This is a genomic window from Halomonas sp. B23F22_20, assembly GCF_043496985.1.
In the GTDB taxonomy this organism is placed as follows: Bacteria; Pseudomonadota; Gammaproteobacteria; order Pseudomonadales; family Halomonadaceae; genus Halomonas.
Window position 1 is genome coordinate 25,745 of sequence record NZ_JBIEKH010000025.1, and the last position, 24,486, is coordinate 50,230.

21 protein-coding genes are annotated in these 24,486 nt (G+C 66.6%); 14 read left to right on the forward strand and 7 right to left on the reverse strand.

Features of this window, described 5'->3' with window-relative positions; all coding sequences use genetic code 11:
* Positions 1-118 precede the first annotated feature (118 nt).
* The gene (gene hybE / locus ACGTN6_RS17645; protein WP_394594118.1) at positions 119-547 is read right to left on the reverse strand and encodes a [NiFe]-hydrogenase assembly chaperone HybE; all 429 of its coding nucleotides are present in this window, start codon (positions 545-547) and stop codon (positions 119-121) included.
* A 108-nt stretch (positions 548-655) separates the two neighbouring features.
* On the opposite strand from hybE, the gene ACGTN6_RS17650 reads away from it, so the two are divergent.
* The 3 genes from ACGTN6_RS17650 (at position 656) to ACGTN6_RS17660 (ending at position 2,861) form a co-directional block, all read left to right on the forward strand.
* Positions 656-1,477 (forward strand): inositol monophosphatase family protein, encoded by an 822-nt coding sequence (locus ACGTN6_RS17650; protein ID WP_394594121.1) that lies wholly within the window; start codon positions 656-658, stop codon positions 1,475-1,477.
* A gap of 193 nt (positions 1,478-1,670) precedes the next feature.
* Entirely contained in the window at positions 1,671-1,946 is a 276-nt protein-coding gene (locus ACGTN6_RS17655) for a GrxA family glutaredoxin (RefSeq protein ID WP_394594123.1), read from the forward strand.
* 147 nt (positions 1,947-2,093) lie between these two features.
* Positions 2,094-2,861, forward strand: a complete 768-nt coding sequence (locus ACGTN6_RS17660) for a VOC family protein (protein ID WP_394594126.1) — start codon at positions 2,094-2,096, stop codon at positions 2,859-2,861.
* Between the two features lie 201 nt (positions 2,862-3,062).
* Here the strand turns inward: ACGTN6_RS17660 and ACGTN6_RS17665 are convergent, their stop codons facing one another.
* Together ACGTN6_RS17665 and ACGTN6_RS17670 are read right to left on the reverse strand one after the other, a co-directional pair.
* Positions 3,063-3,725 (reverse strand): CoA transferase subunit B, encoded by a 663-nt coding sequence (locus tag ACGTN6_RS17665; RefSeq protein ID WP_394594128.1) that lies wholly within the window; start codon positions 3,723-3,725, stop codon positions 3,063-3,065.
* Between the two features lie 68 nt (positions 3,726-3,793).
* Positions 3,794-4,495, reverse strand: a complete 702-nt coding sequence (locus ACGTN6_RS17670) for a CoA transferase subunit A (protein ID WP_394594131.1) — start codon at positions 4,493-4,495, stop codon at positions 3,794-3,796.
* A 135-nt stretch (positions 4,496-4,630) separates the two neighbouring features.
* Between ACGTN6_RS17670 and ACGTN6_RS17675 the strand changes: the two genes are divergently transcribed.
* The 7 genes from ACGTN6_RS17675 (at position 4,631) to ACGTN6_RS17705 (ending at position 12,292) form a co-directional block, all read left to right on the forward strand.
* Positions 4,631-5,533 carry a LysR family transcriptional regulator gene (locus tag ACGTN6_RS17675; protein ID WP_394594134.1) on the forward strand — a complete coding sequence of 301 codons (903 nt, stop codon included), beginning with the start codon at positions 4,631-4,633 and terminating at the stop codon, positions 5,531-5,533.
* An 86-nt stretch (positions 5,534-5,619) separates the two neighbouring features.
* The gene (locus ACGTN6_RS17680; protein WP_394594137.1) at positions 5,620-7,569 is read left to right on the forward strand and encodes an acetoacetate--CoA ligase; all 1,950 of its coding nucleotides are present in this window, start codon (positions 5,620-5,622) and stop codon (positions 7,567-7,569) included.
* A gap of 500 nt (positions 7,570-8,069) precedes the next feature.
* A complete protein-coding gene (locus tag ACGTN6_RS17685) occupies positions 8,070-8,939 on the forward strand; it encodes an acyltransferase (RefSeq protein WP_394594140.1) in 870 nt (289 codons plus the stop codon).
* The gene (locus ACGTN6_RS17690; RefSeq protein ID WP_394594143.1) at positions 8,888-9,802 is read left to right on the forward strand and encodes a LysM peptidoglycan-binding domain-containing protein; all 915 of its coding nucleotides are present in this window, start codon (positions 8,888-8,890) and stop codon (positions 9,800-9,802) included. Before ACGTN6_RS17685 ends, ACGTN6_RS17690 begins: the two co-directional genes overlap by 52 nt.
* 145 nt (positions 9,803-9,947) lie before the next feature.
* Positions 9,948-11,105 (forward strand): glycosyltransferase family 4 protein, encoded by a 1,158-nt coding sequence (locus ACGTN6_RS17695; protein WP_394594146.1) that lies wholly within the window; start codon positions 9,948-9,950, stop codon positions 11,103-11,105.
* A complete protein-coding gene (locus ACGTN6_RS17700; RefSeq protein WP_394594149.1) occupies positions 11,077-11,616 on the forward strand; it encodes a phosphatase PAP2 family protein in 540 nt (179 codons plus the stop codon). The genes ACGTN6_RS17695 and ACGTN6_RS17700 overlap by 29 nt, the downstream gene beginning before the upstream one ends.
* 55 nt (positions 11,617-11,671) lie before the next feature.
* Positions 11,672-12,292: an alpha-ketoglutarate-dependent dioxygenase AlkB family protein gene (locus ACGTN6_RS17705; RefSeq protein WP_394594152.1), complete on the forward strand. Its 621-nt coding sequence runs from the start codon at positions 11,672-11,674 to the stop codon at positions 12,290-12,292.
* A gap of 75 nt (positions 12,293-12,367) precedes the next feature.
* Here the strand turns inward: ACGTN6_RS17705 and ACGTN6_RS17710 are convergent, their stop codons facing one another.
* Positions 12,368-14,257, reverse strand: coding sequence for an FAD-dependent monooxygenase (locus ACGTN6_RS17710; protein ID WP_394594154.1), 1,890 nt, complete (start codon positions 14,255-14,257; stop codon positions 12,368-12,370).
* A gap of 420 nt (positions 14,258-14,677) precedes the next feature.
* Between ACGTN6_RS17710 and ACGTN6_RS17715 the strand changes: the two genes are divergently transcribed.
* The gene (locus tag ACGTN6_RS17715) at positions 14,678-15,148 is read left to right on the forward strand and encodes a MarR family winged helix-turn-helix transcriptional regulator (protein ID WP_394594157.1); all 471 of its coding nucleotides are present in this window, start codon (positions 14,678-14,680) and stop codon (positions 15,146-15,148) included.
* 137 nt (positions 15,149-15,285) lie between these two features.
* Here ACGTN6_RS17715 and gcvT read toward each other — a convergent pair whose 3' ends face one another.
* Both gcvT and ACGTN6_RS17725 read right to left on the reverse strand, forming a co-directional pair.
* Positions 15,286-16,395, reverse strand: coding sequence for a glycine cleavage system aminomethyltransferase GcvT (gene gcvT, locus ACGTN6_RS17720; RefSeq protein ID WP_394594160.1), 1,110 nt, complete (start codon positions 16,393-16,395; stop codon positions 15,286-15,288).
* Between the two features lie 66 nt (positions 16,396-16,461).
* The gene (locus ACGTN6_RS17725) at positions 16,462-17,838 is read right to left on the reverse strand and encodes an alanine/glycine:cation symporter family protein (protein WP_394594162.1); all 1,377 of its coding nucleotides are present in this window, start codon (positions 17,836-17,838) and stop codon (positions 16,462-16,464) included.
* A 519-nt stretch (positions 17,839-18,357) separates the two neighbouring features.
* Here ACGTN6_RS17725 and gcvH point away from each other — a divergent pair.
* Together gcvH and gcvP are read left to right on the forward strand one after the other, a co-directional pair.
* Entirely contained in the window at positions 18,358-18,750 is a 393-nt protein-coding gene (gene gcvH, locus ACGTN6_RS17730; RefSeq protein WP_394594165.1) for a glycine cleavage system protein GcvH, read from the forward strand.
* 76 nt (positions 18,751-18,826) lie between these two features.
* Positions 18,827-21,721 (forward strand): aminomethyl-transferring glycine dehydrogenase, encoded by a 2,895-nt coding sequence (gene gcvP / locus ACGTN6_RS17735; protein ID WP_394594168.1) that lies wholly within the window; start codon positions 18,827-18,829, stop codon positions 21,719-21,721.
* Positions 21,722-21,792: 71 nt separating this feature from the next.
* Here gcvP and ACGTN6_RS17740 read toward each other — a convergent pair whose 3' ends face one another.
* Positions 21,793-22,761, reverse strand: coding sequence for a LysR family transcriptional regulator (locus ACGTN6_RS17740; protein ID WP_394594171.1), 969 nt, complete (start codon positions 22,759-22,761; stop codon positions 21,793-21,795).
* Between the two features lie 153 nt (positions 22,762-22,914).
* On the opposite strand from ACGTN6_RS17740, the gene ppnN reads away from it, so the two are divergent.
* Positions 22,915-24,276 (forward strand): nucleotide 5'-monophosphate nucleosidase PpnN, encoded by a 1,362-nt coding sequence (ppnN, locus tag ACGTN6_RS17745; protein WP_394594174.1) that lies wholly within the window; start codon positions 22,915-22,917, stop codon positions 24,274-24,276.
* The last annotated feature ends 210 nt before the right edge of the window (positions 24,277-24,486 follow it).

A 24,486-nucleotide genomic window follows, 5' to 3' on the forward strand; every position in this document is an offset into this window, starting at 1 on the left:
GATTCGTGGCTGGGGGTGAGTGGTGAGTGTGCCTCCAGCATATGAGCCTTTGCCGCAGTGCACCAGAAGACGGTGTGGCTTCGGGCTTCGGACTGCGGGCTTCTTCCTTCTTCCCTCTTCAGTCTTCCCCCTCCATCACCTGCTCCATCAGCCGCTGGGCCAGCCGGCTGCCGTGTGCCAGTGATTCGAGGTCGGATAGGTCGTCGAGCAGCGGGCAGCGCCACAGGCGCATGTCATCGCCGAGCCGTTCGGCGTGGAAGGGATAGCGGCCGGAGGGCAGCGCCAGCACCAAGCGATCGCCGGGCGCCTGGGCGGGACGTTCGGCGTCGTTCGGCATCCATACCAGCGATAGCGAGACGGGGGTGATCAGGGCACCCAGCAGGCCGTGGTGGCCCTGGTCCGTCGTCCAGGGCTGGAAACACAGCGCATCCACGCCCAGCCGCGGATTGAAGTGAGGCTCGACCTTGGCCGCCACGAGGTGTTCGCGCTGCCAGGCCTGGGCCAGACGTGCCAGGCGGTCGTACTGCTCGGCCGTGAGTGCCTGCATTCTGCCTCCGTGAGCGATGGGGCCGCCAGTATAACCGCCACGGCGGGGTTCGGCATGGGACGGAGGGCCTGCTAGCATGGAGGCGTTCGTTCACCCAGAGGAGCCGCCATGTCCCCCGAACAGCGCCTGGAAATCGCCGTCGACATCGCCACCCACGCCGGCCGGCTGATCGTCGAGGCCCGCGAGGAAGGCGGCTTCGATCATCGCTACAAGAACGGCCAGGAGCTGGTCACCGATGTCGACGTGGAGGTCGACACCTACATCAGCGAACGCCTCCAGGCGAGCTTCCCGGACGAGTCGCGACTCAGCGAAGAGCTTGCCCCCGACCGCGAGGCGCTCGAGAAGCCCCAGGCCTTGTGGGTGGTGGATCCCATCGACGGCACCGTCAACTTCGCCCATGGACTGCACCATGTGGCGGTCTCCATCGGCTGGGCCAGCGGCGGCCAGCTGCGTGTCGGCGTGGTCCACGCGCCCTTCCTCGGCGAAACCTTTACGGCGCTGGCCGGTCGCGGCGCCTGGCGCAACGGCGAGCCGATACACGTCAGCGGCGCACGCAGCCTGTCACACAGCCTGGTCGGCACCGGCTTTCCCTATCGCCAGGACAGCCGCCCGCCGCTGATGCGCCGCCTGACCGCCGTGCTCACCCACTGCCAGGACGTGCGCCGCGCCGGCTCCGCGGCCCTCGACCTGTGCGCGGTGGCCTGCGGCCGCCTGGACGCCTACTACGAGAGCGTCTCGCCCTGGGACCTGGCGGCCGGACTGCTGGTTGCCCGCGAGGCGGGCGCGCGCACCGGACATCTCTATCCCGTGCCGGGAGGCATTCCCGAGGACCTGTATGGCGAGAACCTGCTGGTCACCAGCCCCGCCATCCACGACCCGCTCGCCCAGCTGCTGCGGCGCGCCGACGTCAGCGACAACGGCAGCGTCTGATCTCCGCCCCGCCGTGCGCCCGACGGGAGCGCCAGAGCAGAGGGTTGTAGCAGAGAGTTATAGCAGAGGGCTATAGCAGAGAGTTATCGCGGCATCAGGCGCCGCCTATTGGCCAAACGATCTCGCCTGGGTCACAATAGCGGCCGATTTTCTCCCCCCTTTATCATGCATCGTCGATGCAAGGAGTCATTGCATGTTCGTCGTTATCTTCGGTCGCCCCGGCTGCCCCTTCTGCGTTCGCGCCAAGGATCTTGCCGAGAAGCTCGAGAGCCACGATGCCATCCAGGGCTTCCGCTACGTGGACATCCACGAGGAAGGCATCACCAAGGCCGATATGGAGAAGACCATCGGCAAGCCGGTCGAGACCGTACCGCAGATCTTCGCCGACCAGACGCATATCGGCGGCTTCACCGAATTTGATCAATTCGTGCGTGAGCAGGAGCTGCTGCCGGCCGCGGCTGCCCAGTAAGCAACCGCCCACCCGTGCCATGAAGGCCGCCCTCCGGGGCGGCCTTCGTGCGTCATGAGATTCATTTCCTCACTCGTTGAATCTGCCCACACCCCCGCCGCTTACACTGCCACTCAGGGCACGGGAACCGTACAGAGGGTAGGCAGGATGCAACGGGAAGAGTTCGTCCAGCAGCTTTGGCTGGACTATGTCCATCAACATCCGGATTTGGGCGGGCTGCGTCTGTGGCCGGTGGAGCTGCCGCCGGAGTATCTGGCGCTGCTGACGCTCAATCACGGTCCCTGGGCCATGGAGGCCCTGCTGCCGCCCCTGGTGCGCTTCGGCTACCGGCCGGTACAGCGCTATGCCATGGCCGACCGCGGCCTGCTGGCCACCCTGCTGGCGGCGCCCGACGACGGTGCCTGGCTGGTGCTGGCCGAGCTGCAGCTCGGCACCCTGTCGCGGAGGCCGCGGGAAACCCTGCAGCAGCTGGTGTCCCAGGCGTCACCGGCCGACTGCCGCGGACAGAACCTGCTGTGCCGCGGCCGGCCCTGGCCGATGCCGACCTGGTCCACCTACCAGACCCTGGCGGCAGCCCACCCGCTGGCCGGCTGGCTCGCGGCGATGGGCCCACGGCTGCATCATCCGGGCTTCGACTGCTCCCGCATCGGCCAGGACATCACCCACCTCGATGGCGCCCTCGCCCAGTCGGGCCTGGCCGGCAATGCCGATCGCCATCACGGCGTCCTGCCGATCTCCCCGCTGCTGAATTACCGCTTCTACCCCAGCCTGTCGCGACGGCTGGTGTTCGCCGAAGGCGACGAACACCGCCTGTCCTTCGGCGGTCTGGCGCTGGTTCAGAAGCATGTCAGCGCCAACCAGGAGCGCGCCGCGGAGCTGCTGCTGCCCCATCACACGCGCTGCGAACTGACCTGACATCTCGAGTCCATCCACAAAATCTGTGGATAACGCTGTGCATCGCCCCGGCACAAGCGACCATGACCCCCATGGCTTGGCCGGGACACTCGGAATGGTCAGTTTTTCGGCACTTGGCCACCGCGACGGGCTGCCTCCAACGACAACGGCCCGGGCATGTGCCCGGGCCGTTGTCTTGTCGCGAGTGTTGAAGCGTGTGTCTCAGTCGGCGAAGACCATCTCCGGCACGTGCTCGGGGACGATCAGCTTGCCGGCGGTCTTCTCCTTGATCTCATCGACGGAGACGCCGGGGGCGCGCTCCTTGAGGATGAAGGCGCCGTCCTTGATCTCGAGGTAGGCCAGGTCGGTGAGCACCCGATTGATGCAGCCGGCCCCGGTGAGCGGCAGGTTGCAGGACTCCAGCAGCTTGGATTCGCCGTGCTTGGAGGCGTGGGTCATGGTGCAGATGATGTTCTCGGCCCCGGCCACCAGATCCATGGCGCCGCCCATGCCCTTGATCAGCTTGCCGGGAATCATCCAGGAAGCGATGTTGCCGTTCTGGTCGACCTCGAAGGCGCCGAGCACGGTCAGGTCGACGTGGCCGCCGCGAATCATGGCGAAGGATTCCGCGGAAGAGAAGATCGCCGCACCGGGCCGGGCCGTGACGGTCTGCTTGCCGGCGTTGATCATGTCCGGATCCACTTCCTCCTCGGTGGGGAAGCGGCCCATGCCCAACAGGCCGTTCTCGGACTGCAGCATGACGTCGATGTCGTCCGGTACGTAGTTGGCCACCAAGGTGGGAATGCCGATGCCCAGGTTGACGTAGAAGCCGTCCTCGAGTTCGCGCGCCACGCGCATTGCCATCTGTTCGCGAGTCAGTGCCATCGTTGATGCCTCTTGTCTTTAATGATTGACGAGCAGGCTCGCCTCATCGTTGATCGTGAGTAAAACGCTCAGCCCTGGTGCACGGTGCGCTTCTCGATGCGCTTCTCGAAGCTGCCCTGGATGATGCGGTCGACGTAGATGCCCGGGGTGTGGATCTGGTCGGGGGGCAGCTCGCCTGGCTCGACGATCTCTTCCACTTCGACCACGGTGATCTTGCCCGCGGTGGCGGCCAGGGGATTGAAGTTCTGCGCGGTGTCGCGATAGACGACGTTGCCGTAGCGGTCGGCCTTCCAGCCTTTGACGATGGCGAAGTCGCCGACCACGGATTCCTCGAGAATGTAGTGGCGGCCATTGAACTCGCGCACTTCCTTGCCGTCGCCGATCGGCGTGCCGTAACCGGTGGCGGTGTAGAAGGCGGGAATGCCGGCGCCGCCGGCGCGCATCTTCTCGGCCAGGGTGCCCTGGGGGGTCAGCACGACCTCGATGTCGCCTTCGAGCATCTGCTGCTCGAACAGCGCGTTCTCGCCGACGTAGGACGCGTGGATGCTCGAGATCTGACGGTCCTCCAGTAGCAGGCCCAGGCCGAAGCCGTCGACGCCGCAGTTGTTGGAGTAGATGGTCAGGTCCTTGACGCCACGGCGCTTGATCTCGCCGATCAGGTTCTCGGGAATGCCGCACAGCCCGAAGCCGCCGGCGATGACGGTCATGCCGCTCTCGATGCCGTCCATCGCCTCTTCATAGGAACTCACTCGCTTGTCGAATCCGGCCATATCGCTGCCTCGCCTGGTTGGAAGGTGATTGTTGTCGCGGATATCGGCAGTGTCGCGACCGCCAATATATTTGTTAAGTTTGTTTTTTTTATAGATTCTTTTATTTTTATAATAAATTCTCGTGAGTCGCCACCCATGACCGTCAAGCAGCTTCGCGCCTTCCTCGCCGTGGCCCAGACCCTCAGCTTCACCCAGGCCTGCGAACGCCTGCATCTTTCCCAGCCGGCGCTCAGCCTGGCCATCAAGCATCTGGAAGAGTCGCTGGGCGGCCACCTGCTGATCCGCAGCACCCGCAGCGTGCGGCTGACCCCGGAGGGCGAGTCGCTGGTGCCGCTGGCCAAGCGCCTGCTGGCCGACTGGGACAACACCGAGGAGCTGCTGCGCCAGCGCTTCACCCTGCGCCTGGGCCGCGTTGCCCTGGCCGCCATGCCGTCCTATGCCGGCAACCAGCTGCCCGCGGTGCTCAAGGCCTTTCGCGCCCGCTACCCGCAGATCAATGTCACCGTCCACGACGTGATCAACGAGCAGGTCATCGACATGGTGCGCCAGGAACGGGTTGAGCTGGGCATCGCCTTTGCTCCGGAGGCGCCCGAGTCGCTGCATTTCACGCCGCTGTTCGAGGATCGCTTCGTGGCCGTAGTGCCGGCGAATTCGCCGCTGGCCGAAGGCAGCACCATCGACTGGCCGACGCTGCTCAGCGAGGCCTTCATCACCCTGCAGCGGCCCTCCATGGTACGGCTGCTGCTGGAGCGCCAGCTGGGCGCCCAGGGCATCGAGCTGCCGGTCGCCTTCGAGAGCCATCAGCTGACCACCGTGGGGCGCATGGTCGCCGCCGGGCTCGGCGTCAGCGCCGTGCCTTCGCTGTGCATCGAGCAGATGCACGAGCTGGGCGCGCGCTGCCTGGCCCTCGAGGCGCCGGTGATCCAGCGCGCCGTCGGCGTGCTGTCGGCCAACGCCGATACCCTCTCGGTGGCGGCCCAGGCGCTGCGAGAGGTGATACAGGAGACGATCACCACCCCCGTATTGGGCACGGACTAGGCGCGTCCGAAATGCCCCTGCGCTCGCCGTTGTTCGGGGTACCTCCTAAGCTCCAGATAAGTGAGTGCGATCAGGAGGGATGTTCCATGGCCGAACCGCTCTGGCAACCGTCTCCCGATGCCGTCGAGGCATCCCACATGACCGCGCTGATGCGCCGCCTCGAGCGGCGCCACGACGTTTCCCTGCCCGACTACGCCGCCCTGCACGCCTGGAGCGTCGAACACCCCGAGGCGTTCTGGACGCAGCTGTGGGACGACTGCGATATCGTCGCCGACACCCGCGGGGAGCGCGTGCTGGAACGCCCCGAGGCCATGCCCGGCGCCCGCTGGTTTCCGGACGCACGCCTCAACTTTGCCGCCAACCTGCTGCGTCGGCGCGACGCGCACCCGGCGCTGATCGCCCACGACGAACGCGGGCGCCGTCGCGAGCTGGGTTACGACGCGCTATACCGCCAGGTGGCGGCAATGGCCAAGGCGCTGCGCGAGCTGGGCATCACGCCGGGCGACCGGGTCGCCGGCTTCGTGCCCAACAGCGAGCATGCGGTGATTGGCATGCTGGCCACTACCAGCCTGGGGGCGGTGTGGTCTTCCTGCTCACCGGACTTCGGCTTCCAGGGCGTGCTCGACCGTTTCGGCCAGATCGAGCCTCGAGTGCTGATCGCCGCCGACGGCTACACCTGGAACGGCAAGGCCATCGACACCCTCGCTCGGCTGGCCGAGATCGCCGAGGCCTTCGACAGCCTGGAACGCGTGGTGGTCTTTCCCTTCCTGGCGGACGCTCCCGACCTCACCGACATGCCCAAGGCCGTGGCCTGGGACGATTTCCTGGCCCACGGGGCAGAGGACATCGACTTCGTCGCCCTGCCCTTCGACCATCCTCTCTACATCCTCTATTCCTCCGGCACCACCGGCACGCCCAAGTGCATCGTGCACTCGTCCGGCGGCGCGCTGCTGCAGCATCTCAAGGAACATCGGCTGCACACCGACATCGACGCTACGGACGTGATCTTCTACTACACCACCTGCGGCTGGATGATGTGGAACTGGCTGGTTTCGGGCCTGGCCTCCGGGGCCACCCTGGTGCTGTTCGACGGGGCACCCTTCGCGCCCTCGCCGGATGCGCTTTGGGCCATGGCCGAGCGCGAGGGTGTCACGGTATTCGGCACCAGTGCCCGCTACCTCGCCGCCTGCGAGAAGGAGGGGCTGCGTCCCGGGCACGACCACGACCTTGCGTCGCTGCGCGCGGTGCTGTCCACGGGGTCGGCGCTGTCCCACGAGTCCTTCGACTACGTCTATCGCGACATCAAGGCCGACCTGTTGCTGGCCTCGATCTCCGGCGGCACCGACATCGTGTCCTGTTTCGCGCTGGGCTGTCCGATACGCCCGGTGTACCGCGGACAGCTCCAATGCCGCGGGCTCGGCATGGCGGTGGACGTGTTCGACGACGACGGCCGCCCGCTGCGCGGCGAGAAAGGCGAGCTGGTGTGCACGCGCCCCTTCCCGGCAATGCCCCTCGGCTTCTGGAACGACCCGCAGGGCGAGCACTACCACGAGGCCTACTTCGCCACCTTCCCCGGCATCTGGGCCCACGGCGACTACGCCGAGATCACCGCCGAGGACGGCCTGATCATCCACGGCCGCTCCGACGCCGTGCTCAACCCTGGCGGGGTGCGAATCGGGACCGCCGAGATCTACCGTCAGGTGGAGAAGGTCGAGGAGGTGCTGGAGTCGCTGTGCATCGGCCAGGAGTGGCAGGACGATATCCGCGTGGTGCTGTTCGTGCGCCTGCGCGAGGGGCTGACCCTGGACGACGCCCTGCGCCAGCGCATCCGCGACACCATCCGCGCCAATGCCACGCCGCGTCACGTGCCGGCGAAGATCCTCCAGGTCGAGGCCCTGCCGCGCACCCTGTCGGGCAAGCTGGTCGAGCTCGCGGTACGCAACGTGGTCCACGGCCGACCGGTCAAGAACCGCGAAGCGTTGGCCAATCCAGAGGCCCTGGCGCTGTTCGAGGATCTGCCCGAGTTGAGGGAGTAAATACGCCAGAAGGGGATTCTCCGCCCCTTCATGTGAATACGGGCAGGTCTTCGTGGGAGCGCACGGTCCGGCGTTCCGGACCTTCTGCGCGAATGGTGGGCAAACCGCCAGGCGCCTGTCGGCGCCAATCGCTCAGTAAACTGAGCTCCCACAGGAGTTGAGTGCCACCGAGCAGGTCTCCCACAGGAGTTGAGTGCCACCGAGCAGGTCTCCCACAGAGGTTGAGTGCCACCGAGCAGGTATCCCACAGAGGTTGAGTGCCACCGGGCAGGTATCCCACAGAGGTTGAGTGCCACCGGGCAGGTCTCCCACAGAGGTTGAGTGCCACCGGGCAGGTCTTCGTGGGAGCGCAGCTCCGCTGCGCGAATAGCGGTGGGCACAGGCTTTTCCTGCCACCCGGGGCGCCTGGACATGCACGGGCGAGTTGACTCGTACCGCTGGGCACCCCCGCCGCGATCCATTAGCATTGTCGCTTTGCGGCCATCACCAAGGAGACCGGCATGTCGACCCTCAGGGGGATCGTCAGCCTGCTGTTGCTGACCCTCAACACCCTGATCTGGGCGGTACCCCTGATCGCGCTGACGCTGCTCAAGCTGGTGACGCCGGGGCGTCCGCTGCGTCGCCGGGTGCTGCGTGGCCTCCAGGCCGTGGCCCTGGGCTGGGTCGGCGTCAATCTATGGTGGATCCGCCACTGGATACGGCCCGATCTGCGTCTCGACCTGCCGGACGGACTGAGCCGTGACGAATGGTGGCTGGTGCTGGCCAACCATCGCAGCTGGACCGATATCTTCGCGCTGTTCCTGGCCCTGCATCGCCGCCTGCCGATGCCGCACTTCTTCGTCAAGCGCCAGCTGATCTGGATTCCCGTGGTCGGGCTGGCCTTCTGGGCCCTGGAGTTCCCGATGCTTCGCCGTATGACCCGCGAGCAGCGCGAACGCCACCCTCACCTGGCCCGGCGCGATCAGGAGGCCACCGAACGCATGTGCCAGCATGCGCGGGAGCGGCCGATCGCCATCTACAACTTCGTCGAGGGCACTCGCTTCACCCCGGCCAAGCATGCGTCCCGACAAAGCCCTTACCGACACCTGCTGCAGCCCCGGGCCGGCGGCATCGCCCAGGTACTGAACCTGCTCGGCGACCGGCTGGGCGGTATTCTCGACGTGACGCTGCGCTACTCGCGCCCTGATCCCAACTTCTGGGACTTTCTCTGCGGCCGCGAGGGCACCATCCACCTCAGCGCCCGTCGCCTCGCCGTCCCCGAGTGGATGACACAGGGCGACTATCACCAGGACTCGGACTACAAGGAACGCTTCCACTCATGGCTCAACGCCCTGTGGCAGGCCAAGGACGCCGGCCTCGACTCGCTCTGATCGCACTGCTGTCGCTGATGACCCTTCTGGCCGGCTGTGCCGGCCCCTCTGCCCTGCACGGCTCACCGGCGGGCGAGTGGGTGACCATCCAGCGCGGCGATACACTCGGTGAGATCGCCAAGCGCGCCGATGTCCCGCTGGTGCGGCTACGGCGCTTCAATCCCGGCGTCGATCCGCGCGGCCTGGCCGTGGGGCAGCGTATCCTGGTGCCGAGTGGCCGTGAACGGGCGCCGTCCGGCGGCCCCTATCGCTACCAGGTCCGGCCGGGCGATACCTACAGTGCCATCGCCCGGCGCTTCGGCACCTCACCGGTGAGCATTGCCTCGGCCAATCCCGGGGTCACTCCTACCGACTTGCGTGTCGGGCAGCTGGTGTCGGTGCCACTGCACGGCGCAGCGACGTCCTCGAGCAGTCGCCATAGCGCGTCTTCCTCGACGACATCGCGCCCGACGCCGCGGCCGGCACCGGATCCAGGCCCGGTGCCCGGCAGCGCCAAGGACTGGCCGTGGCCGCTGGACGACTATCGGGTCGCGCGCCACTTCGGCAAGGACGGACGCGGCACCCTGCAGCCAATGCTGCTGGCGACCGAGGAAGGCGCCCGGGCCAAGGCGGTGGCCAACGGCGAGGTACGCTTTGCCGGCAGCATGCGTCAGCTGGGACGGGTGGTAATCGTCCACCATCCGGACAATCTGCAGAGCGTCTATGCGCTGTGCGACACCCTGCTGGTCGATAGCGCCCAGCGCGTGAGTCGCGGCACGCCGCTGTGCACCGTGGGCCAGCATGCCGCCACCGGGCGCCATGACCTGCTGTTCGACATGCGCCACGGCGGCAAGCCCATCGACCCGCGCACGATCCTGCGCTGAGCGGCCGTTCGCAACGACGGCTCTCGACGACGGCTCTCAACGACTGTCATCACCGCGTCATGCCGATGTCGCAGGCCTGTCACCGGGCCTCGGCATCCTCGATGCTGACGGAGCCATCCCGGCTTCCGACGGCACGAGGACGGTCATGCGCATCTGCCTGGTCAGCGAAACCTGGACACCCGACATCAACGGCGTCGCCCATACCCTGGCGCGGCTCAGTGACCAGCTGAGGCAGCGCGGCATCACGCTGCAGCTGGTTCGCCCACGCCCCGTCGACGGGCAACACCGCGACGAGGGCATGAGCAGCGAACTGCAGGTCCAGGGGTTTTCCGTGCCGGGCTATCGCGAGGTGCGTTTGGGGCTGCCGGCCGCACGTCGAATCCGCCGGCTGTGGCAGGACGAGCGCCCCGACGCAGTCTACGTGGCCACCGAGGGGCCGCTGGGCTGGTCCGCCCTGGCGGTCGCCGAGAAGCTGGGCATTCCGGTCGTCAGCGGATGGCATACCAATTTCGATCACTACTGTCGCGACTATGGGGTGGGCTGGCTGCGTCCGCTGGTCACACAGCGGCTGCGCCGCTTCCACAACCGCTGCGCCGCCACCCTGGTGCCGACTCACGCCCAGGCGCGGGCCTTGACGGCGCTGGACTTCGAGCGCGTGAAGGTGATGGCCCGCGGCATCGATGGCGCGCGCTTCTCGCCGGAGCATCGCGATCCCGCCCTGCGCGAGGCCTGGGGCGCGGACCCTCACCACCCGGTGGCGCTGTATGTCGGCCGCCTGGCTCCGGAGAAGAACCTCGACCTGCTGCGCGACACCTTCGCTGCCATGCTCGACGCCCGCCCGGACATGAAGCTGGTGGTGGTCGGCGACGGCCCCGGCCGCGCCGCACTGGAGCGGGCCCTGCCCCAGGCCCATTTCACCGGTTTCGTCTCGCCGGACGACTTGATCCGCCATTACGCCAGCGCGGACCTGTTCGTCTTCCCGTCGATCTCCGAGACCTGGGGCAACGTGCTGCTCGAGGCCATGGCCAGCGGCCTGGCGGTCATTGCCTTCCGCCATGCCGCCGGGGCCGAACTGATCGACGATGATGCCAACGGCGTGCAGCTGGCCATCGGCGACGAGGCCGGCTTTCGCGAAGCCGCCGTCGCGCTGTGCCAGCAGCCGGCCCGCTATGGCCGTCTGGGCCGAGCCGCCCGCGACCGAGCGCTGCAGTATCGCTGGCCCGCCATCACTGACGACTTTCTCGCCGCCCTTACCCATGCCCGGGAGATGTCCGATGAAACCACGCGCCCCTGTCGTGTTTGAACGCCTCGACCTGCTCGAGTGGCATCTCTGCCAGCGCCTGGCCGGGTTCAGCATCCATCGCCCCTGGCTGTGGCTGCTGCGCCTGGCCAGCAAGGCCGGCGACTGGCCGCTGTGGGTGGCACTGATCGCGGCCCAGCCCTGGCTGCAGGACCGCGATGGCGGGCGACTGGCCCTGCAGTACACGCTCACCGCGCTGGTGGCGATCGCCTTCTATCGGCTGGTCAAGACCCGGCTGTGCCGCGAGCGCCCCTTCATCACCTTCTCGACCATCGCCTGCCAGGAACCGGCCAGGGATCGCTACAGCTTTCCCAGCGGCCACACCATGCACGCGGTGATGTTCTGCACCCTGGTGGCGGCTCACACCCCATGGCTGCTGCCGTCGCTGATCCCGGTGGCCGCACTGATCGCGGTGTCACGGGTCGGGCTCGGGCTGCACTACATCAGCGACGTGGCCGCCGGCGCCGCGATCGGCTATGGCATGGCGCTGGCGAGCCTCGCACTAGCACCTTGAGGCTTTCCAGCGCCTCGCTCTGGCGTATCGGGCCAGCCGCTGGCACGCTGCGCGGATGGATCTGTTCACTTCCGCGGATTCTCCCGGCAACGGCGAGCGCCTGCTGGAGACTCCGCCACTGCAGCGCTTTCCCGACCTGCTCGGCCCGGACGCCGATGATGCCCTGGCGCGACTCGACGCCGAGCTGGATTGGCAGCGCCCCGTGCTGCGCCTTTACGGGCGCGATCATCCCATTCCCCGCCGGCAGGTGTGGATGGGCGACGCCGCCTACCGCTACTCGGGCCGGGACTTCGCCCCGACGCCCTGGCACCCCACGGTCTTGATCATCCGCGACACAGTCGTCGCACGACTGGCCGCCGCGGGCCACGACACGCGCTTCAACAGCGTGCTGCTCAATCGCTACGCCGACGGCGACGAGCGCATGGGCTGGCACTGCGACGACGAGCCAGAGCTGGGCGAGGCGCCATTGATTGCCGCCGTCAGCCTCGGCGCCGACCGCCCGCTGCGCTTCCGCTGGAAGGACCGTCGCGCCGCGGCCTTTAACGTCGACCAGCCCCATGACAGCCTGCTGCTGATGGGGCCAGGCGTTCAGGCCGAGCTCGAGCATGCCCTGCTGCCGCGTCGGCGTCAGGGACTCAGGATCAGCCTGACCTTCCGCTGGATCTCTTCACGCTAAGGGCGCCTCTAGCTAAGGGCGCTTCTGGCTGAGGGCGCTTCCCCCTGAGTGCCACGAGGGCCTGCCAACGCACGCTCAGCTCGGCTCCACCATGAAACGGGAGAAGAACTCGCCGAGCTCCTCGACGCCATCGAGCGGCAGCACGAGCGAGACGTACTGGTCCGGGCGCACCACCACCAGCGCGCCGGTCCCGCGATCGATGCCCCGCAGATCGAAGATGTCCTGGTCGGTGCCGAGCACCGGCGCATGGGCCTTCTGGTAGTCCTGGAGCCCGAGCGGCCCCTTGTGCGGCTTGACGACGGCATGCATGTCGGCCCAGTCGACCTCGAGGTGGGACTGCTGGATGATGGCATGCACGTCAAAGACCGCGTCCGGATCGCTCCCTTCGGGGGTGAAGCGGCGAATCGGTGACGCCTCGCTGGCCAGGAAATCCATCAGCTTGTTCAATCGAGAGCCCGGGCTTCTGGGGTCGACCATGTCGGCGAAGGCATAGAGCCGCCAGCGACCGTCGGCGCGATGCACGTGGCCGAGATGAATCTGTTTGGCATCGCCGAGCCGGATGACCTCGGCCGAGTGGAAGCGCCGCCCGGGTGGGAAGCCGGTAGCCAGGCCCAGGTGGGTATCGTCACCGGTAAGCAGGTCCGGTGCGTAGTGGGTGGCGAACCCCGCGGTGAACTCGCTGTTGGTGACGAACTGGCGCTGCACCTCCGCCAGACCCTTCATCGCTGCCTGCGGATCGTCGGCATCCTGCGCGGCGCCGATCGCCCGCGACCAGCGGGTATCCATCTCGATCAGGTTTTCCGCGATGACGTGGCGCTCGGCGTTGTAGGTGTGCAAAAGGCTCGCCGGGCTACGCCCCTCGAGCACCGAGATCAGCTTCCAGCCCAGGTTGAAGGTGTCCTGCATCGACACGTTCATGCCCTGGCCGGCCTTGGCGGTATGGGTGTGGCAGGCATCGCCGGCGATGAACACCCGCGGCGTGCGGCTTTCCATGCGGTCGTCGTCGACATCGTCGAACTTGTCGGTGACCCGGTGTCCGACGCGATACACCGAGAACCAGGCGGTCTCCTTGACCTCGAAGGCGTAGGGCGCCAGCACCGCCTGAGCCTTCTCCAGCACCTGCTCCTTGGTCAGCCAGGCGTCCGGCGCGATGTTGCCCATGTCGACGTACAGCCGGACCATGTAACCGCCCTCGCGGGGAATCAGCAGGATGTTGCCCGCGTCAGCGGACTGGATCGTGCACTTGAAGCGGATGTCCGGGAAGTCGGTCACCGCCAGCACGTCCATCACGCCCCAGGCCTTGTCCTCGCCGTGGCCCTGCGGCACCCGGCCGATAGACTGTCGCACGACGCTGTGTGCGCCGTCGCAGCCGACCACGTATCTTGCGCGCACGGTCTTCTCGCCGTCGGGCGTGTCGAGGGTGACGGACACCCGCTCGTCGGCGGCCTCGGGCACGTCCACCTTGAGCGTCTCATGACGGTAGTCGACCCGCAGGCGGCTGGGGGAGTTGTGCATGTACTCCAGCAGGAAGTCGAGCAATCGGGCCTGGTTGACGATCACATGCGGGAACTCGGAGAGGCCGTCGCGAACGTCCTGCACACGGCCGAGCCGGGAGATGCGCGCCTGGTCATCGGGATCCGGCCCCCAGAAGTGGGTCTCGTTGATCCAATAGGCCTCGGTGGTCATCCGCTCGGCCAGGCCGAAGGCCTCGAACATCTCCACCGTGCGGCAAGCGACCCCGTCGGCACGGCCTACCTCGAGGGGCCCCTCGGCTTTCTCCACCACGCGGGTGACGATATCGGGGAAGGTCGACAGCTGCGCCGCCAGCAGCAGACCGGCCGGGCCCGTACCGACGATGAGCACGTCCACCTCTTCCGGCAACGGCCCCTGCCCGCTGCCACGCCCCTCGGCCGCGGGTTGAATCCGCGGATCGCCACTGCGGTAACCATCGAGGAAGTACTGCATCTGCTCGCTCTCCATCCCGTGCGCTACGGGGTTTCGTTGTTGATGAGAATGTTGATGAGAGTGTTGATGGGCAAACCGGTGGTGTCGGCTGCATCAGGTATCGCTATCCCGTCAGGGCCATATTAATCAGTATTGTGATGAATATAGCCCTGAACAATTAGACTTTTATCGACACCACCGTGAATCCTGGCTCGACGGCGACTGGCGCTACGCAGGCCAAGAGCGGTTTCGACAGCGGCCCAGGTCACCGAAGTCGCGCAACGGCGCGCCTCGCCCGCCACCAGGGCCGCCGGCGTCGGGTGCCCGACGAGGCCGACTCTGCTACGGTGTCCCCTGTCCCGACAGCCGTTGCCGTCGCCGTCGAAATGCGGCCGCCGCCAGGCTGCGCCTGACGCCTTCGTTACCAAGAGACGCCATGACATGACCAACGCTCCCTTCACCAGCGCCAGCCGCTTTCCCGGTAGCCTGCTGCGGCGCTGCCATCAGATCAGCGTCGCGATCTTCCTGCGCAAGTGCGAGGCCTATCAGCTGACGCAGCTGCAGTACATCCTGCTCTGCGCCCTCGAGGAACTGGGTCCCAGCGACCAGATCACCCTCGGCGGCCATACGGCACTGGATCGCAATACCGTAGCGGTAGTGGTCCGCAAGCTGGAGGAACGCGGCCTGATCGCCCGGCGCCGCAACCCCGAGGATCGCCGCTCGATGCTGGTCACCCTGACCGAGGAGGGCCAACGGCTGCGCCACACCGCCGAGCCTTCGGTGGACGAAGTGCAGGAGGAGATCATGGCCCCCTTGAGCGAGGACGAGCGAGAGACGCTATGCCGGCTGTTGCAACGCATCGCCGACGAGAACAATCACCTGAGCCGGGTGCCGGTGCGCCAGGCGGGTTGAAAGAAGGCGTCAATACTGCCCGGCAGACACCATCCACCCTTTGATGCTGATAATAAAAAAACGGCCACCCAGGTATCTGGATGGCCGTCGACTCGGACCTTGGAAGATAACGGTATAAGGTCAGCCGCGGTATCGGATCAACCGCGATAGTAGCCGGGCGTCACGAAGGGCATCTTGCTCACCACCATCGGCAGGCGCTTGCCACGCACTTCCGCATAGACGGTGGTATCGACCGCCGCGTGGTCGATGGCCACATAGCCCATCGCCACCGGCTTGCCGACGCTGGGGCCGAAGCCGCCGGAGGTCACCACCCCGATGGCATGGCCTTCGGCATCGAACAGCTCGGCGCCTTCGCGCACCGGGGCACGCCCTTCGCCCAGCAGGCCCACGCGCTTGCGATGGTGATCCTTCTCGGCTACCTGATGCAGGATCAGGTCGGCCCCCGGGAAACCGCCCTGGCGCTCGCCGCCGCGGCGACGCGGCTTGCCGATCGCCCAGATCAGCCCGCCTTCCACCGGCGTGGTGCCGGTATCGATATCGTGGCCGTAGAGGCATAGTCCGGCCTCGAGACGCAGCGAGTCGCGGGCCCCCAGGCCGATCGGCTCGACCTCCTGCTCGGCAAGCAGTCGACGCGCCAGAGCCTCGGTCTGCTCGGCGGGTACCGAGATCTCGAAGCCGTCTTCCCCGGTATAGCCGCTGCGGCTGATCCACACGTCGATGCCCTCGATGGTGAACTTGCCATGCTGCATAAAGACCATCTCGCAGGCCGCGGGGCACAGCCGTGCCATGGCCTCGGCCGCCTTGGGCCCCTGCAGGGCCAGCAGCCCGCGGTCCAGCACCTCGATCTCGTGGTGGGGCAAGCCGCGCCGCAGATGCGCGATGTCCTGCTCCTTGCAGGCGGCATTCACCACCAGGTAGAGGTGGTCACCGGCATTGACGATCATCAGGTCGTCGAGGATGCCGCCGTCTTCGGCGGTGAACAGGCCGTAGCGCTGCATGCCCTCGCCCAGTCCCACCAGATCGGCGGGCACCAGGGTCTCGAGCGCCTCGTCGGCTTGCGTGCCGCGCAGCAGCACCTGGCCCATGTGCGAGACATCGAACAGGCCACAGGCATGGCGGGTATGTTCGTGTTCTTTCTTGACCCCCAGCGCGTACTGGACCGGCATGCTGTAGCCGGCGAAGGGCACCATCTTGCCGCCCAGTTCGAGATGCAGGTCGTAAAGCGGGGTCTTGCGTGGTTCGTTCATCGGTGTCGTATCGCTCTTCCCATGGAATCGGGTTGGGCGGCCGGCCCAGGACCGGCCGCCGAGGGCTCACTTGTTGAGGTCTTCGCCGGGCAGCACTTCCTTGCCGTCGAAGTAGTCGCGGGTCAGCTTGAACACCACCGGCGACAGCAGCGCCAGGGCGATCAGGTTGGGAATCGCCATCATGGCGTTGAACACGCTGGCCAGCAGCCACACGAAGCCGAGCGGCAGCACCGAGCCGACGAAGATCGCCAGGATGTAGATCACGCGGTAGTACTTGATGGCACCCACGCCGAACAGGTACTCGAAGCACTTCTCGCCGTAGAAGGCCCAGCCCAGGATGGTGGTGAAGGCGAACACCGCCAGGGCGAAGGACACCACGTACTGGCCGATGCCGGGTAGCGCTGCGTTGAACGACATGGTGGTCAGGGCGGCGCCGGTCTCACCGGAGGTCCAGGCAGTGGTCAGGATCGCCAGGGCGGTGATCGAGCACACCACGATGGTGTCGATGAAGGTACCGAGCATGGCGATCAGGCCCTGGCGCACCGGGTTCTTGGTCTGCGCCGCAGCGTGGGCGATCGGGGCGCTGCCAAGGCCTGCCTCGTTGGAGAACACGCCACGCGCCACGCCGAACTGGATGGCCTTGGCCACCGCCGCGCCGGCGAAGCCACCCGCCGCCGAGATCGGCGTGAAGGCGTGGCCGAAAATCAGCCCCAGGGCATGGCCGATCTGGTCGGCATTGATGATCAGCACCAGCAGGCCGCAGACGATGTAGGCCACCGCCATGATCGGCACCAGCTTGCCCGCCACCTTGGCGATGCGCTTGATGCCACCGAGGATGACCGCGCCGGCCAGCACCATGATCACCAGGCCGGTGATCCAGTGCGGCAGCCCGAGGGACTCGCCCAGGCCGTCGGCCACCGAGTTGGACTGCACGGTGTTGCCGATGCCGAAGGCGGCCACGGCACCGAACAGTGCGAAGGCGCCGCCCATCCAGGCCCACTTCTTGCCGAGGCCGTTACGGATGTAATACATCGGGCCACCGACGTGATCACCGGCCTCGTCGACCTGACGATAGCGCACGGCCAGCACGGCTTCGGAGAACTTGGTGGCCATGCCCACCAGGGCGGTGATCCACATCCAGAACACCGCGCCCGGCCCGCCGAGGAAGATGGCGGTAGCGACACCGGCGATATTGCCGGTACCGATGGTCGCCGACAGCGAGGTCATCAGAGCGTTGAAAGGCGATACTTCACCCTCGCTTTCCTCGCCCTTGGCGCTGCTGCGTCCCTGCCACAGCAGCTTGAAGCCCATACCCAACTTGCGGATGGGCAACACTTTCAAGCCGGCCTGCAAGTAGAGGCCGACCCCCAGCAGCAGCACCAGCATCAGCGGGCCCCAGACGACCCCCTCGATGGCTGACAGGATATTGGTCAAGGTTTCCACGTCTTGTCTCCCTAAAGCTTATTGTTATGCACCAACGTGCATGCCACATGGGCGGGCGATACCACCGATGATACGAACCCGCGTACCATAGCGGATTCTTCCGTTGGCGCTCCAGTCTCCTATAGGAAATTCCGGCTATTGCCGTCCGTTGCAGTACGAAGCATCACAGTGCCAAGCATAGACGACCACGCTGCACCGGGCTCACTGCTGCTCTGAGAGCCCTGAGACGATCAGCAAAGAAACTTGTTTCCTATAAGAAACACAGGCTACTCTAGCGACACGTTCGGGGCCGGGCAAGCCCCGTCGGCGGACAAACCGGCCCGCCAGGCAGCGAGGCCGAGAGGTCCCGCAGAGCGGGTGACAGGACGGCGAGCGAGCAAGAGCCGCGCGAGACGCCTACGCTATGGAGGGCACGACGCCTTCCGGCGGCCTTCTCGCCCCGACGGGGCTCGCCAAACGGTGTCGGGGGCGTTAGGATGCCCCCGTTATCAGAAAACCTTTTTCGTATAGGAAAATGCCATGAGTGCTATCCCTGCCAACCTGCGCTACGCCGAAAGCCATGAATGGATCCTCGAGAATGGCGACGGCACGGTGACCATCGGCATCACCGATCACGCTCAACAGTCGCTGGGGGACGTGGTCTTCGTCGAGTTGCCGGAAGTGGGCACTGCCCTGGCCAAGGGCGACGAGTTCGGCGTGGTCGAGTCGGTCAAGGCCGCCTCCGACCTGTACGCCCCGCTCGCCGGCGAGGTGGTCGCGGTCAACGAGGAGCTGGAAGACGCTCCGGAGACCCTCAACGAGTCACCCTACGAGCAAGGCTGGATCCTGAAGCTGCGCCTCGAGGATGACAGCGCCCTGAACGACCTGCTGAACGCCGACGCCTATAAGGCGGTGGCCGACGCCGACGACTGATCCCAGCCCGCCGGGCCCGCCAGCGTCGGGCCCGTCCTTCCCGTCCTCCGGTGACGACTTCGTAATAGGGTATTCCATGGCTTTCGACACTCGCCGCTTGGCCGAACTGGCCAACCATGACGCCTTCCTCCGCCGCCACAATGGCCCCGAGGCTTCCGACGTGGCCACCATGCTGGACACACTGGGCATGGACAGCCTGGCCAGCCTGCTGGAACGCACGGTGCCGGCCGGCATCCGACTGGGTCGTGAACTCGACCTGGATCCGCCGCGCAGCGAAGCCGAGGCCCTGGACTACCTCTATCGCCTGGCCCGCCAGAACCGCGTGGCCAAGAGCTACATCGGGCAAGGCTACTACGACACGCATCTGCCGGCGGTCATCCAGCGCAACGTGCTGGAGAACCCCGGCTGGTATACCGCCTACACGCCCTACCAGCCGGAGATCTCCCAGGGTCGGCTGGAGGGGCTGCTGAACTTCCAGCAGATGGTCATGGATCTCACCGGCATGAGCCTGGCCAATGCTTCACTGCTGGACGAAGCCACCGCCGCCGCCGAAGCCATGGCACTGTGTCGCCGCGCCAACAAGAAGGCCAAGACCAACGCCTTCTTCGTCGCCGACGACGTCTTCCCGCAGACGCTGGACGTGGTGCGCACCCGCGCCCATTACTTCGACTTCGAGCTGGTCATCGCCCCGGCGGCGGAAGTGGCCGAGCACGACGTGTTCGGCGCCCTGCTGCAGTATCCGGGCGACGGCGGCCGGGTCCATGATCTGGCGCCGCTGCTGCAAGCCGCCAAGGACAAGGGCATCATGACCTGCGTGGCCGCCGACATCATGTCGCTGGTGCTGCTGCGCGAGCCGGGCGCCCTGGGCGCCGACATGGTGGTCGGCTGCGCCCAGCGCTTCGGCGTGCCGATGGGCTTCGGCGGCCCGCATGCCGCCTTCTTCGCCACCACCGACAAGCTCAAGCGCTCGATCCCGGGCCGCATTATCGGCGTCTCGAAGGACAGCCGCGGCGAGACCGCGCTGCGCATGGCCATGCAGACCCGCGAGCAGCACATCCGCCGCGAGAAGGCCACCTCCAACATCTGTACCGCCCAGGCGCTGCTGGCCAACATCGCCGGCTTCTACGCCGTCTACCACGGCGCCGAGGGCCTGCGCACCATCGCCGGGCGCATCCACCGCTTGACCACCATCCTCGCCGAGGGCCTGACCCGCTGCGGCGTAAGCCTGGTTCACGACAGCTGGTTCGACACCCTGCGCCTGACCGGCGTCGACGCGCGCAAGATCCACGGCCGCGCCATGGCCCACGACGTCAACCTGCGCTACTTCGAGGGCGGCGACATCGGCGTCAGCCTCGACGAGACCACCACCGCCCACGACCTGGATCTGCTGTTCGACGTGCTGCTCGACGAGGAGCACGGCCAGTCGGTGGCCGCGCTCGACGCCGAGATCGTCGAGGCCGGCAAGAGCGGCATTCCCGCGGCCAGCCGCCGCGAGTCCGACTTCCTGACCCACCCGACTTTCCGCCGCTATCACAGCGAGACGGAAATGCTGCGCTACCTCAAGCGCCTGGAGAACAAGGACCTGTCGCTGGCCCACGCCATGATCCCGCTGGGCTCGTGCACCATGAAGCTCAACGCCACCAGCGAGATGATCCCCATCACCTGGCCGGAGCTGGCGCGCATCCACCCCTTCGCGCCCAAGGATCAGGTGGCCGGCTACAAGCAGATCATCGACGAGCTGGCCGATTTCCTGGTCGAGATCACCGGCTATGACCACATTTCCATGCAGCCCAATTCCGGCGCCCAGGGCGAGTACGCCGGCCTGGTGGCGATTCGCCGCTACCAGCAGGCCGAGGGCCAGGGACACCGCGACGTCTGCCTGATCCCCAGCTCCGCTCACGGCACCAACCCGGCTTCGGCGGCCATGGCCCACATGAAGGTGGTCGTGGTGGAGTGCGACGAGGCCGGCAACATCGATCTGGCCGACCTGCGCACCAAGGCCGAGCAGCATGCCGACGACCTGTCGGCGATCATGCTCACCTACCCGTCGACCCACGGGGTGTTCGAGGAAGGCGTGCGCGAGGCCTGCGAGATCGTCCACCAGCATGGCGGTCAGGTGTACATCGACGGCGCCAACATGAACGCCCAGGTCGGCCTGGCCCGGCCCGGCGACTTCGGCGGCGACGTCAGCCACCTCAACCTGCACAAGACGTTCTGCATCCCGCACGGTGGCGGCGGCCCGGGCATGGGCCCGATCGGCGTCAAGGCGCACCTGGCGCCCTACGTGTCCAATCACGTGGTGCGCCCGCTGGACGGCGTGGAAGCCGGCTGCGGCGCGGTCTCGGCGGCGCCCTTCGGCAGCGCCTCGATCCTGCCGATCTCCTGGGCCTACATCAAGATGATGGGCGCCCGCGGCCTGCGCGAGGCCACCGAGCTGGCCATCCTCGGCGCCAACTACATCGCCAAGCGCCTGGAAGCCCACTACCCGGTGCTCTACAAGGGCACCAACGGCACCGTGGCCCATGAGTGCATCATCGACATTCGCCCGCTCAAGGCCGACTCCGGCATCAGCGAGGAGGATATCGCCAAGCGTCTGATGGACTACGGCTTCCATGCGCCGACCATGTCGTTCCCGGTGCCCGGCACGCTGATGATCGAGCCCACGGAGTCGGAGTCGCTGTTCGAACTGGACCGCTTCTGCGACGCCATGATCGCCATCCGCGAGGAAGTGGCCCGGGTAGAGGCCGGCGAATGGCCGGTCGACGACAACCCGCTGGTCAATGCGCCGCACACCATGGCCGACCTGATGGATGCGAGCTGGGAACGCCCCTACTCCCGCGAGCTGGGCGCCTTCCCCTCCGAGGCGGTCAAGGCGGCCAAGTACTGGCCGGCCGTGAACCGGGTCGACAACGTGCTTGGCGACCGGCAGCTGATCTGCTCGTGCCCCAGCATCGACGCCTACCGGGAGTGATCCCTGCCTCCTGAACGACATGCGCCCCGCCAATTGGCGGGGCGCATTGCGTTGAGTAAGGCGCTTGTCGGCTAGCCCGCCTTCTCATCCGAGGCCTGGGCCAGTCCCCCCTGCCCCAGCTCGCCGCTCTCACCCAGGCTCGGCTCGCCATGGCCATAGCGCTCGTGCAAACGATGCTCGCGGAAGGCTTCCAGCAGCCGGGTGTAGCGTCGCGGCATGCGCATACCGCGACGGCTGATCAGATAGAGGGTTTCCTGCACCGGATTCGGCAGTGGCAGCTCCTTGACCTGGCGCTGCCAGGGCGAGGTCTCGAGCACCAGCCGGGAAACGACGGTAAAGCCGAGGCCACGGGCCACGGCGTCGAGCACCATGCTCACCTCGTTGGTGAAACCCTGGCGCGGAAAGTGGCTCATCGAGCGGAATTCGCCGGGAAAGTTCTGGCGCAGCATGCCTCCGGCCCGATTGACGCCGTCGGAATAGCCGATGAAGCCCAGAGCCATCAGGTCTGCGAGCCCGGTACCGGAGAAGTCCGCCGGCACCACCAGGCACAGCGACTCCTGATGCCAGGCCTCGCAGTCGATCTCGGGATGACGCACCGCCTCGGTGACGATGCCCAGGTCGTGGCGGCCGGCCAGCACGTCGGTGACGATCTCGTGGTTGAAGGCGAAGCTGTAGCTCACCGTCAGACCGGCGTGCATCTGCTGCTGGCCGAGAATGAAGGGGTAGAACATCAACCCCACGCTGCCCGGCGAGGCGATCCGGCACTCGCCGCTGTCCAGGCTCTCGTCGTCCAGGGAGTGGCGAAACTGCTCATGCTCGGCGAACAGTTTGAGGGCGTAGTCGTAGGCGCGTCGCCCGGCCTCGGTCAGCACGAAACGGCGCCCTTGGCGGTCGATCAGCGACTTGCCCAGGTAGCGCTCCAGCTTGCGGACGTGCTGGCTGACCCCGGGCTGGGTCATTTCCAGGCGCTGCGCCGTCCGGGTGAAGCTGCCGGTCTCGACGAGAGTGATGAAGGTGCGGAAATACTGGGCATTGAACATGGCGGATCGCATCGTGACCAGGGGACCGGAGCGCCCTCATTCTATCAGCTCGGCCGGGGCGCCGCAGCGCTGCGCCCCGGCCAGTCGCGTGGTAGCATCAAGACAGGCGGCGCATCGCCGCCCTTCCCTTCTTCAGTGACACGGACGCGCTGCATGGCCGATACCATTTCCAGCATCATCTCCCCGGAAGGCAGCCTCGAGATTCTCTCCCAGCACGAGGTGAACCGGCTGCACGACACCTCCCGCAGCGGACTGCACGATCTGCTGCGCAGCTGCGCGCTGGCGGTACTCAACTCCGGCAACCCGACCGACGACGGCCTGGCCCTGATGGAGACCTATCCCGATTTCGACATCGAGGTCATCCAGCAGGATCGTGGCGTGCGGCTCAAGCTCACCAATGCGCCGGCAGAAGCCTTCGTCGACGGCAAGATGATTCGCGGCATCCGCGAGCACCTCTCCTCGGTGCTGCGCGACATCGTCTACGTCTACAACGAGATCCAGACCCACGACCGCTTCGACCTGACCACCGGTGAAGGCACCACCAACGCCGTCTTCCACATCCTGCGCAAGGCCGGCACCCTGAAGCCCAGCCGCGATCCGAGCATGGTGGTCTGTTGGGGCGGGCACTCGATCTCCCGCGAGGAGTACGACTACACCAAGCACGTCGGCTACCACCTGGGACTGCGCGAGCTGGACATCTGCACCGGCTGTGGCCCCGGAGCCATGAAAGGGCCGATGAAGGGCGCCAACGTCGCCCATGCCAAGCAGCGACGCTTTGAAGGCCGTTACCTGGGCGTTTCGGAACCCGGCATCATCGCCGCCGAGGCCCCCAATCCGATCGTCAACGAGCTGGTGGTGATGCCCGACATCGAGAAGCGCCTCGAAGCCTTCGTGCGCCTCGGACACGGCATCATCGTGTTCCCCGGCGGCGTCGGCACCGCCGAGGAGATCCTCTACCTGCTGGGCATCCTGCTGCATCCGGACAACGTCGATATGGAGCTGCCGTTGATCCTGACAGGACCGGCCGATTCCGCCGACTACTTCCGGCGCATCGACGAGTTCCTGGTTTACACCCTCGGCGAGTCGGTGCGGCGGCTGTACGACATCATCATCGACGACCCCGTCGAGGTGGCCCGCACCATGCGCAAGGGTATTGATGGCGTCACCGAATATCGCCGCGCCCGCCAGGACGCCTTCTACTACAACTGGCGGCTCACCGTGGCGCGAGACTTCCAGGCGCCCTTTGAGCCCACCCACGCGTCCATGGCCGGCCTGGCCCTGCACCGCAACCAGCCGGTCCACGAACTCGCCGCCAACCTGCGTCGGGCCTTCTCCGGGATCGTCGCCGGCAACGTCAAGGAGCGCGGCATCCGGCTGATCGAGGCCCACGGCCCCTTCCGCCTGAGCGCAGAGCCCGAGCTGATGACCAAGCTAGACGAGCTACTGAACTCGTTCGTCGCCCAGGGCCGAATGAAGCTCGCCGGAGAATACAAGCCCTGCTATACGCTGGGCTGATAAAGTAAGAACCAAGAAGGAGGAGAGAGAAGAAGGGAGAAAGATGGAGTGACCCTGCACGCCGTGCTCGTCAACGCTACGATCTGATGTGCCCCTGAATTTGTAGACACCTTACCTGCAACCCCGGAGGTAAGGTGCTATGCGCTTGAAAACCCGTCGCCAGTACTCCCTGGAGTTCAAACGCCATGTGGTCCAGCATTCGCTGGAGTC